The following is a 2,037-nucleotide window of genomic DNA, read 5'->3' as shown; positions in this document are numbered from 1 at the left end:
GCGAATCCGTATCAGAGTCCGTATCAGAATCAGTAAGTGAATCCGTATCTGAGTCTGTATCTGAATCCGTATCTGAATCCGTATCAGAGTCCGTGTCTGAGTCAGTAAGTGAATCTGTATCTGAGTCAGTATCTGAGTCAGTAAGCGAATCAGTTTCAGAATCCGTATCAGAATCAGTAAGCGAATCCGTATCAGAGTCCGTATCAGAATCAGTAAGTGAATCCGTATCAGAGTCAGTATCAGAATCAGTAAGTGAATCTGTATCTGAGTCTGTATCCGAGTCAGTGAGTGAATCTGTATCTGAGTCAGTAAGTGAATCTGTATCAGAATCCGTATCAGAGTCTGTATCAGAATCAGTAAGTGAATCCGTATCAGAGTCAGTGTCAGAATCAGTAAGCGAGTCCGTATCAGAGTCTGTATCAGAATCAGTGAGCGAATCCGTATCTGAGTCAGTATCAGAATCAGTGAGCGAATCCGTATCTGAGTCCGTATCTGAATCAGTGAGCGAATCCGTATCTGAGTCCGTATCTGAATCAGTAAGTGAATCCGTATCAGAGTCAGTATCAGAATCAGTAAGCGAGTCAGTGTCTGAATCAGTAAGTGAATCTGTATCTGAGTCAGTATCTGAGTCCGTAAGTGAATCTGTATCTGAATCAGTAAGTGAATCTGTATCAGAGTCAGTAAGCGAATCTGTATCTGAGTCAGTATCAGAATCAGTAAGCGAATCCGTATCTGAGTCCGTATCAGAATCAGTAAGTGAATCCGTATCAGAGTCTGTATCTGAATCAGTAAGTGAATCTGTATCTGAGTCAGTGAGTGAATCTGTATCTGAGTCAGTAAGCGAATCAGTTTCAGAATCCGTATCAGAGTCTGTATCAGAGTCCGTGTCTGAGTCAGTAAGCGAATCTGTATCTGAGTCCGTATCAGAATCAGTAAGTGAATCCGTATCAGAGTCTGTATCAGAATCAGTAAGTGAATCCGTATCAGAGTCAGTATCAGAATCAGTAAGTGAATCTGTATCTGAGTCTGTATCCGAGTCAGTAAGTGAATCTGTATCAGAGTCAGTAAGTGAATCTGTATCTGAGTCAGTATCAGAATCAGTAAGTGAATCTGTATCTGAGTCCGTGTCTGAGTCAGTAAGTGAATCTGTATCTGAATCCGTATCAGAGTCTGTATCAGAATCAGTAAGCGAGTCCGTGTCTGAATCAGTATCTGAATCTGTATCAGAATCCGTATCAGAGTCCGTATCAGAATCAGTAAGTGAATCCGTATCAGAGTCTGTATCAGAATCAGTGAGCGAATCCGTATCAGAGTCCGTATCAGAATCAGTGAGCGAATCCGTATCAGAGTCCGTATCTGAATCAGTGAGCGAATCCGTATCAGAGTCCGTATCAGAATCAGTAAGTGAATCCGTATCAGAGTCTGTATCAGAATCAGTAAGCGAGTCCGTATCAGAGTCCGTATCTGAATCAGTGAGCGAATCCGTATCAGAGTCCGTATCAGAATCAGTAAGTGAATCCGTATCAGAGTCTGTATCTGAATCAGTAAGCGAGTCCGTGTCTGAATCAGTAAGTGAATCTGTATCAGAGTCAGTAAGCGAATCTGTATCTGAGTCAGTATCAGAATCAGTAAGCGAATCCGTATCAGAGTCCGTATCAGAATCAGTAAGTGAATCTGTATCTGAGTCAGTAAGCGAATCAGTTTCAGAATCCGTATCAGAGTCTGTATCAGAGTCCGTGTCTGAGTCAGTAAGCGAATCTGTATCTGAGTCCGTATCAGAATCAGTAAGTGAATCCGTATCTGAGTCTGTATCTGAATCAGTAAGTGAATCCGTATCAGAGTCAGTATCAGAATCAGTAAGTGAATCTGTATCTGAGTCTGTATCCGAGTCAGTAAGTGAATCTGTATCCGAGTCAGTAAGTGAATCTGTATCTGAGTCAGTATCAGAATCAGTAAGTGAATCTGTATCTGAGTCTGTATCTGAATCAGTGAGCGAATCCGTATCAGAATCAGTAAGTGAATCTGTATCTGAGTCCG

At 41.8% G+C, this 2,037-nt stretch carries 1 protein-coding gene; it reads left to right on the top strand.

All coding sequences use genetic code 11. The annotated features are described in order from the left end of the window. A partial coding sequence (locus ACGHCK_RS11370; RefSeq protein WP_394304574.1) for a hypothetical protein occupies nt 1–2,037 on the top strand: 2,037 nt, incomplete at both ends.

Source organism: Lactococcus muris (genome assembly GCF_042849115.1).
GTDB classification, from domain to species: Bacteria; Bacillota; Bacilli; order Lactobacillales; family Streptococcaceae; genus Lactococcus; species Lactococcus muris.
The sequence above is the reverse complement of the archived record's forward strand: the minus strand, read 5'-3'. Positions and strand labels throughout refer to the sequence as shown.